The organism is Hymenobacter rigui, assembly GCF_003944715.1.
Lineage (GTDB): Bacteria > Bacteroidota > Bacteroidia > Cytophagales > Hymenobacteraceae > Hymenobacter > Hymenobacter rigui.
Genome location: NZ_RWIT01000007.1, coordinates 186,675 through 194,826, shown reverse-complemented (window position 1 = coordinate 194,826; position 8,152 = coordinate 186,675). Strand labels below are relative to the sequence as shown.

Sequence of the window (8,152 nt, the reverse complement as noted above, 5' to 3'; positions counted from 1 at the left end):
CGAAAATGAGCTGATGTCAAGTGCTGATCCGACCCGGTATATTTGACGAGCTGCTTGTGGGCTCATCCCATGATTCGCTTGAAAACCTGTAATGTCGACTTCTTTTCCTACTTACGCAGAAGCGAAGCCGCTTACCGTTTTTGTCTTTTCCAGTCATTCAAAGAACGTGTGCAGTGCCCCGTTGGGCCCTACCGTGTACCGCTCGAAAGCGGCGAAGTATTCGTGTTGTCAACCCCTTCCGATTGAAGCGGGTTGCAAAGGTAAGCAGCTTTTCTGAAACTGCAACCTTTTCTGAAAAACTTTTTTTTCGAAGCGAGTTTCGAAAGTGATTCGTTTTTCAGTGAATCCGCTTCCGGTGGAAGCGGGGTGCAAAGGTAAGCAGCTTTTTGCTTTTTCCAAGAACCAGAGAAGAAAAAGTTTTTTGCATTTTCTTCGTTTCCGATTCACTGGCCCGGTTTCTCGTTCGAAAGCGGGGTGCAAAGGTAGCAAGCTTTTCTTCCTTTTTCCAAGAGCGAGGCGAAAAAAGTTTTTCGGTTTCGACTAGTGAAAAGCGCCTCCGGTTGAAGCGGGGTGCAAAGGTAGCAACTTCTTGCTGACTTATGCAACCCCGGTGACTACCTTTTTTTCACCGGGCCTTTCCGAAGGAAAGACGGGGGCGGCTAAAAGGGCCGGGAGGCGAGGAAGACGTTTCGCGCTGGTGGCCCGAAGGTTGGCAGCGGCCCGCTCCGCGTTCCGGATTGGGAGTGCAAAAGTGGTAGGTTGTTGCGGCATTTCCAAACCCACCGGCGAAAAAACCCGTTCAAGGCCGGCTGTTGATTGCGCTCTTTGCTGTAGCACAACTACTTAAAGCGGATAGAAAGTTCGAGAGCTTGTTAAAAAATCTAAGCTCGTCGTGTGAATAGAGCAAGAAACCCCGCCTACGAAGCTGTAGGCGGGGTTTCTTGTTTTAGCTAGCTGTTTAAAACATGGCTAGCTCATGTGAAGCGTACTTACCCGATCGGGGCCAACGCTTACAATACTTACTGGTACTTCCAGATGCTCTTCCAAGAACCGGACGTAATCCTTCAGTTGCTGGGGTAGAGCCTGCGAATCTGTGATGGACTGCAGTTCTGTGCGCCAGCCGGGCAGACTCTTATATATAGGAGTGAGCTTTTCTAGGTCGCCGTGGTCGGGCAGGTGGTCGGTTTGCTCACCGTTGGGAAGCTGATAGTGGGTGCAGACCTGGATTTCATCGAACTCATCCAGCACATCGGCCTTCATAAGGTGAATTTCGGTTACGCCGTTCAGCATGATGCTGTAGCGCAGAGCGGGTAGGTCAATCCAGCCGCAACGGCGGGGGCGACCGGTAGTAGAGCCAAACTCGCGGCCGGCCTGGCGGATCTGCTCCCCTACTGCATCGTGCAGTTCCGTAGGGAATGGGCCGCTGCCCACGCGGGTGCAGTAGGCTTTACTAATACCGTATACCTTATCTATATGACGCGGCGCAATGCCGAGGCCAGTGCAGGCCCCAGCCACGATAGTGCTGGACGAAGTAACATACGGGTAGGTACCGAAGTCAATATCCAGCATGGAGCCCTGGGCACCTTCGGCCAATACCTTTTTACCCTGGCGCAGCAGGTCGTTCAGCAGATACTCGGTATCGGTGAGCTTGAGCGTGCGCAGGAACTCGACGGCGGAAAAGAAATCGGCCTCGAATTCTTCAATTTCGAGGCCGCGGCCGTGGAATTCAGCAAGGGTAGTGTGACGGGATACGGCTTCCTGGTACCGTTCCTGAAAGTCGGGCAGCAGGATGTCGCCTACGCGGAGGCCGGTACGGCCGATTTTATCCTGATACGTGGGGCCGATGCCTTTCAGGGTAGAGCCGATTTTGCTGCCGCCGCGGGCTTCTTCGTTAATGCGGTCGAGGGCGCGGTGCGAAGGCAGGATCAGTTGCGCCTTGCGGGAGATGTAGAGGTTCTGCTCCCAGTTTACACCCCGGTCGGTGAGCTTCTGGAGTTCCTGGCGGAATACCACGGGGTCGAGCACCACACCATTGCCGACTACATTAATGATGTGGGGGTGGAAAATTCCGGAAGGCACTTGGTGCAGCACGTGCTTGGTACCACCGAAGGTGAGGGTGTGACCGGCATTGGGTCCGCCTTGGAAGCGGGCTACTACATCGTAGGTGGGGGCCAGCACATCGACGATCTTGCCTTTGCCTTCATCCCCCCACTGTAATCCTACTAGTACGTCAACGGGCATTAGTTTAAAGCTTTCAGTTGTTGAGCAGCCGACTGTTCATCGTCTGCAATGGAAAAAATAGCGTTGAGCTTGGTTAGAGCCAGCATTTTGCGCGGATGATCGGCGGGGTTGATGAGCATCAGCTCGCCGCCACGGCTGCGAAACTTCGTCAGCAAGGAAACCAGTACTCCGATGCCGGTGCTATTGATGTACCGGATGCCGGACAAGTCAACGGCACAGTTGCGCAGCTCTTCGCCCAAGTGCTGGTCGACGCTCTGGAGCAGTTGCTGGGTGTCGGGGCTACCGATCAGGTCGCCGGAAAGGCGCACGAAGAGGATACCATCCTGGATGGCGGAATCAGTTTTCATTCGGCTTGAGAGCGGGCGGCTTTGGCACGGCAGTCGCCGCACACGCCATAAAGGTTCAAAGAGTGATGCAAGATATGGAAGTTGAGCAACTCCCCGACCATCGTCTGGATGCCATGGATCCGCGGGTCGCAGAACTCTACCACTTTATGGCACTCGGTGCAAATGACGTGGTCGTGCTGGCGGTAGCCGTAGCTTTTCTCGTACTGCGCCAGATTGCGGCCGAACTGGTGCTTGCTGACCAAACCGTGTTCCACCAGCAGATCGAGAGTATTATATACAGTGGCCCGGCTCACCTGCAGGCCCTGCTCCTTCATGCCGGCGTAAAGCTCCTCCACATCGAAGTGGCCGGTGCGGGAATAGATTTCCTCCAGAATGGCATATCGTTCAGACGTTTTGCGGAGGCCTTTATTCTCGAGGTAGGCGGTGAAGATCTTCTTTACCTCCTCGTATTTTTCTTTATTAAGATGCTTCTCAGGAAAGGACATTAGCTGGTGCCTTATTATAAGGAGTGAAAACCGCAGAAATAGTAGAAGGTTAGCACTTGATCTGGCCATACTGTCCTGGCAGACTCGGAACTTCTTATACTCTTTTATACCGCGCTTTTCGAGGAAAACTTTTTAGAGCCAAATCAGGAATCAAACCGCTCTACTTGCAGCACACCGTTCACTTTCACGAGGCGCTGGATCAATTTATCCAAGTGAGCGGTATCGTTGACGAACACCATAATCTGGCCTTCGAACATGCCGTCGTCGGAGTCGATGGTGATGGAGCGCATGTTTACCTTGAGGCTGTTGCTGATAATGCGCGTTACGTCGTTTACCAGCCCTACCCTATCGGATCCTTTGATGCGGATACCAGCCAGGAAAGCCAGTTCCGACTGATCCGTCCACTTGGCGCGCACGATGCGGTTGCCGAAGTTGGACATCATTTGCACCGCTTTCGGGCAGGATGTGCGGTGAATCACAATGCCCTGGTCGGTTTCAAAGCCGAACACGTCGTCGCCCGGGATGGGGTTGCAGCAAGGTGCAATGGTGTAGTCGAACTTGTCGGTTCGCTCCCCGATAACCAGCATATTGGCATTTACGCCGCGTACTTTCTGCACCTCATGATCAAAGGCCTTAGGCTCCAGCATGGAAGGCAACCGGGGTGCTTCCACACTAGGGTCGAACAGATCCTTCTGGATTTCGCGGCCGTCGATTTGCCCGATGGCAATGCGGTAGAAGAAGTCGGTGGCGTTGCTGGTGTTGAAGTGTGCCAGCAAGCGGTTGAGATTGTCGGGATTATATTCTACCCCCAGTAATTCCAGGCGCTTTTCCACGAGGTAGCGGCCATCCTCGGACTTGCTGCGCTTATCATCACGCAGCCAGTCTTTGATGCGGGTACGGGCTTTGGAGGTGGTCACATACTGCAGCCACTCCTCGGTAGGTTTCTGCTTCTGTGAGGTCAGGATTTCTACCTGGTCGCCGTTGCGCAGCTGGTAGCTCAGGGGCTGCAGCTTCTGGTTTACCTTTGCCCCGAGGCACTGCAGGCCGATGTGCGAGTGAATCTCGAAGGCGAAATCCAGGGCCGTAGCCTTGTCCGGCAGAATTACCAGCTTGCCTTTGGGAGTAAAGGCATACACCTCCTTCACAAACAGATTCTGGCGGAACTCATCCATGAACTCCAGGGCGCTGGAGTTATTGGACTCGAGCATTTCACGCACCTTGTTGATCCAGGCTTCCAGCGTTGATTCCGACTGCGCGGTGGCCGCGTCCTTGTATTTCCAGTGGGCCGCGTAGCCTTTTTCGGCAATGTCGTCCATGCGGCGGCTGCGGATCTGCACTTCCACCCACTGGCCCGTGCGCGACATGACGGTGGTGTGCAGGCTCTCGTAGCCGTTGGCTTTGGGCGTGCTCACCCAGTCGCGCAGGCGGTCGGGGTTGGGCTGGTAGAAATCGGTAACGATGCTGTACACCTGCCAGCAGGCGGCTTTTTCCTGCTCCGGCGATACATCCAGAATGATGCGGATGGCAAACAGATCATACACTTCGTCGAAGGTGATGTTCTGCTTGCGCATTTTGCGCAGGATGGAGTAGATGCTTTTCGGCCGGCCCTTTACCTCGTAGTGGAACCCCTGTGCTTTCAGCTCCTCATCAATGGGCAGTACAAACTCTTTGATAAAGCGGTTACGGGCCGCCCGGCTCTGCCGCACCCGGTTCACCAGCTCCGTGTAGATTTCGGTATCGGTGTACTTCAGGTAGAGGTCCTCCAGCTCGGTTTTGATGCTGTACAGACCGAGGCGGTGGGCCAGCGGCGCGTAGAGGTAGATGGTTTCGGAGGCAATTTTGAGCTGCTTGTGGCGTGGCATCGAGTCCAGCGTCCGCATGTTGTGCAGGCGGTCGGCCAGCTTGATTAGAATCACGCGCACGTCGTCCGACAGCGTAAGCAGCATCTTGCGGAAGTTCTCGGCCTGCTCGGAGGTGCCGTAGTCGAATACCCCCGAAATTTTGGTGAGGCCATCCACGATGCGCGCCACTTTGGGCCCAAACTCCCGCTCCACGTCGGCTACCTCCCAGGGCGTATCCTCCACCACATCGTGCAGCAGAGCCGCAATGATGCTGGTGGTACCCAGGCCGATTTCCTCCACCACAATCTGAGCCACGGCCAGCGGGTGCAGAATGTAGGGCTCGCCGGATTTGCGGCGCATCTCCTTGTGCGCTTCCAGGGAGGTGTTGAAGGCCTTTTTGATCAGCTTGGCGTCGCCTTCCTTTAGATAAGGTTTGGCGGTGCGAAGCAGGCGGCGGTAGTGGCGCAGAATTTCCTGGCGTTCTACCTCGGGGTCGATGACGATAGACATGGTACGCGGGCGGCACCGGGTGGCACCGGAATAAGGAATGGCTAAGGTACGGCTTACGCAGGAAGCATGCGTCAGGTACCGAACAAGAGTGTAACACTCACCGCCCATAAAACACGGGCATTGACTGGATGGTGCAGAATTACATGGTTTCAACAAAAACCATGGCTAATCTCGGCCACTGGCCCTTTCAGCTCTGTCAAGTAAGCCACTACCTGGGGTGAGGCAACAGGAATAAACCGGCAGAGTTTACGTAAGCATTTGTTTTTCCGGTAGGCTTCCGTAGTTTTGCGCCCCCGAGGCAGTTGGCCTTGCGACGCGGATGTGGCGAAATTGGTAGACGTGCCAGACTTAGGATCTGGTGCCGCAAGGCGTGTGGGTTCGAGTCCCTCCATCCGCACTTTAGGTTTTTGTTGTAAAAACCGCATTTAAACCCTCAACCCACCCGTTGGGGGTTTCTTTTTACCCGGGTTTTGGCCCAGTGTTTACCCCAACGTAGTACCCTTAACCGACCCTTAGTTTTGGACATTACCCTCAACAAGAAAGACGACCAGCTCCATGCCATCCTGACAGTGAATCTCACGGAGGCTGACTATGCTCCCGCCGTGGAGAGCAAGCTGAAGGAATATAGCAAACAGGCGCAGATCAAGGGTTTCCGCCCGGGCAAGGTGCCGGTTACGCTGGTGCGCAAAATGTACGGCAAAGGCATTCTGGTGGAGGAAATCAACCAGCTGCTGGGCAAATCGGTGGATGGCTACATCAAGGAGAACAACCTGAAAATCCTGGGTGAGCCCCTGCCCGTGGCTACCGACATCGACTTCGATAACCAGAAGGACTACTCCTTCCAGTTTGAGCTGGGCCTGCTGCCCGAGTTCGACCTGCCCGCCGACCAGGCCGTTAGCGTTGACCGTCACAAAGTTGACCTCGACGAAAACACGCTGAGCGAAACCTACGAGCAGCTGGGCCGCCAGTTTGGCGAAACCACCGAGCCCGAGACGTCGGAAGCCAACGACTTCATCTACGGCAAGCTGAAGAAAGCCGGCGAGGAAGGTGAAGGCCGCGTGGTATTGCTGCCCACCAACAAGCTGAAAGCCGATGCTGACAAGTTTGTAGGCGTGAAAAACGGTGACGAAGTTAGCTTCGACCTGAAAAAAGCTTTCGGCGACGACCTGCAGGCCATCCGTAACTTCACGGGCCTGAGCAAGGAAGAAGCTGACAAAATCGAGGGCGAGTACACGCTGGCCGTAGAGAAAATCCAGCGTTCCACTCCCGCTGAGTTCAACCAGGAGCTGTTCGACAAAGTATTCGGCAAGGACGAAATCACCTCGAAAGAAGCTTTCGAAGAGAAAGTTCGCTCGACGGTGCTCGAGAACTACGACCGGGAGGCTGACAATCTGATGAACCGTCAGATCATCGACAAGATGCTGGAAAACACCACCATCGAAGTTCCCAAGGACTTCTTCAAGAAGTGGCTGGAGCGTGCCAACCAGGGCAAGCTGACGCCCGAGCAGATTGAAGAGCACTACGAAGACTATGAGAAGGAGCTGAAGTGGTCGATGATCCGCAACAAAGTGGTAGAAGCCAACGAGTTGAAGGTGTCGAACGAAGAAATCCTGGACCGTACTATCCAGAAAATCCTGGGCCAGTTCAACATGGAGCTGACGCCCGAGCTGGAAGAGTCGGTACGTGGTTTTGCTGACAACTACCTGCGTCAGGAGAACGGCAAGAACTACGTGGACGAGTACGAAGCCATTCTGGCAGAAAAAGTACTGGAAAACCTGCGCGGCAAAGTTGTTGTTAATGACAACCCGATTACGGCCGAGGACTTCCGCAATCAGAATGCCGGCTAATTGCTGACATTTTCGGTTCTTGAACCAACAAAAAAGCCCTTACTTGCCGTAAGGGCTTTTTTGTTGTCCGCCTTTAAGGGTTTTGAACTCCGCCACGCGGTTCGTCCGTATAGGCAGCGTTGAGGCTCTTATTTCTCACCTCTACATTCCAACTCCTTTTTCTTCCCATGCTGAATAAACAAGAGTTCCGCAAATTTGCCGTGAAAGGCCAGGGCCTGAGCGGTCTGGGCGTTGACCAATACATCCAGCACGTTGAAGGCCAGACCCGCAACGGCCTGATCATGCCCACCGGTATGACCCGCTCGGTAATTGAGGAACGCCCCACGCGCTTCGCCGAAATCGACGTGTTTTCGCGCCTGATCATGGACCGCATTGTGTTCCTGGGCACGGCCGTGGACGACTACATTGCCAATATCCTGACGGCGCAGATGCTGTTTCTGGAGTCGGTTGATGCCAAGAAGGACATCCTGCTCTACATCAATTCGCCCGGCGGCTCGGTGTATGCCGGTTTGGGTATCTACGACACGATGCAGTACGTGAACCCCGATGTGGCCACTATCTGTACTGGTCTGGCTGCTTCGATGGGTGCGGTATTGCTGGCCGGTGGTGCCAAAGACAAACGCTCGGCTCTGCCCCACGCCCGCGTGATGATTCACCAGCCCTCGGGTGGCGCACAAGGCCAGTCGACGGACATTGAAATTACGGCCCGCGAGATTCTAAAGCTCAAGAAAGAGCTGTATGACATTCTGGCGAAGCACACCGGCAAAACCTACCAGGAAATTTACGATAACTCGGAGCGTGACTACTGGATGCGCGCCGATGAGGCCAAAGAGTATGGCCTGATTGACGAGGTGCTGGAGAAAAAGTCGGCTTAAGCCTTC

General features: G+C 54.6%; 6 protein-coding genes and 1 tRNA gene. 3 read left to right on the top strand and 4 right to left on the bottom strand.

Annotation, left to right across the window (positions count from 1 at the left end; genetic code table 11):
• Positions 1-969: 969 nt before the first annotated feature.
• From EI291_RS14470 to EI291_RS14455, 4 genes are all read right to left on the bottom strand, one after another.
• The gene (locus tag EI291_RS14470) at positions 970-2,241 is read right to left on the bottom strand and encodes an adenylosuccinate synthase (RefSeq protein WP_125421239.1); all 1,272 of its coding nucleotides are present in this window, start codon (positions 2,239-2,241) and stop codon (positions 970-972) included.
• Positions 2,241-2,588, bottom strand: a complete 348-nt coding sequence (locus EI291_RS14465) for an STAS domain-containing protein (protein WP_125421236.1) — start codon at positions 2,586-2,588, stop codon at positions 2,241-2,243. Before EI291_RS14465 ends, EI291_RS14470 begins: the two co-directional genes overlap by 1 nt.
• Positions 2,585-3,073: a Fur family transcriptional regulator gene (locus EI291_RS14460; RefSeq protein WP_125421233.1), complete on the bottom strand. Its 489-nt coding sequence runs from the start codon at positions 3,071-3,073 to the stop codon at positions 2,585-2,587. Before EI291_RS14460 ends, EI291_RS14465 begins: the two co-directional genes overlap by 4 nt.
• Before the next feature lie 143 nt (positions 3,074-3,216).
• Positions 3,217-5,424, bottom strand: a complete 2,208-nt coding sequence (locus EI291_RS14455; protein WP_125421230.1) for a RelA/SpoT family protein — start codon at positions 5,422-5,424, stop codon at positions 3,217-3,219.
• Between the two features lie 315 nt (positions 5,425-5,739).
• Between EI291_RS14455 and EI291_RS14450 the strand changes: the two genes are divergently transcribed.
• The 3 genes from EI291_RS14450 (at position 5,740) to EI291_RS14440 (ending at position 8,146) form a co-directional block, all read left to right on the top strand.
• Positions 5,740-5,821, top strand: a tRNA-Leu gene (locus tag EI291_RS14450).
• 121 nt (positions 5,822-5,942) lie between these two features.
• A complete protein-coding gene (tig, locus tag EI291_RS14445; RefSeq protein WP_125421227.1) occupies positions 5,943-7,271 on the top strand; it encodes a trigger factor in 1,329 nt (442 codons plus the stop codon).
• Positions 7,272-7,438: 167 nt separating this feature from the next.
• Complete coding sequence (locus tag EI291_RS14440) at positions 7,439-8,146, top strand: ClpP family protease (protein WP_125421224.1); 708 nt, start codon at positions 7,439-7,441, stop codon at positions 8,144-8,146.
• Positions 8,147-8,152 lie beyond the last annotated feature (6 nt).

What these genes read in the sequence shown, in the direction of transcription:
- EI291_RS14455 (WP_125421230.1), bottom strand. Translation starts at nt 5,424, where the DNA reads ATGTCTATCGTCATCGACCCCGAGGTAGAACGCCAGGAAATTCTGCGC.
- EI291_RS14460 (WP_125421233.1), bottom strand. Translation starts at nt 3,073, where the DNA reads ATGTCCTTTCCTGAGAAGCATCTTAATAAAGAAAAATACGAGGAGGTA.
- EI291_RS14465 (WP_125421236.1), bottom strand. Translation starts at nt 2,588, where the DNA reads ATGAAAACTGATTCCGCCATCCAGGATGGTATCCTCTTCGTGCGCCTT.
- EI291_RS14470 (WP_125421239.1), bottom strand. Translation starts at nt 2,241, where the DNA reads ATGCCCGTTGACGTACTAGTAGGATTACAGTGGGGGGATGAAGGCAAA.
- EI291_RS14440 (WP_125421224.1), top strand. Translation starts at nt 7,439, where the DNA reads ATGCTGAATAAACAAGAGTTCCGCAAATTTGCCGTGAAAGGCCAGGGC.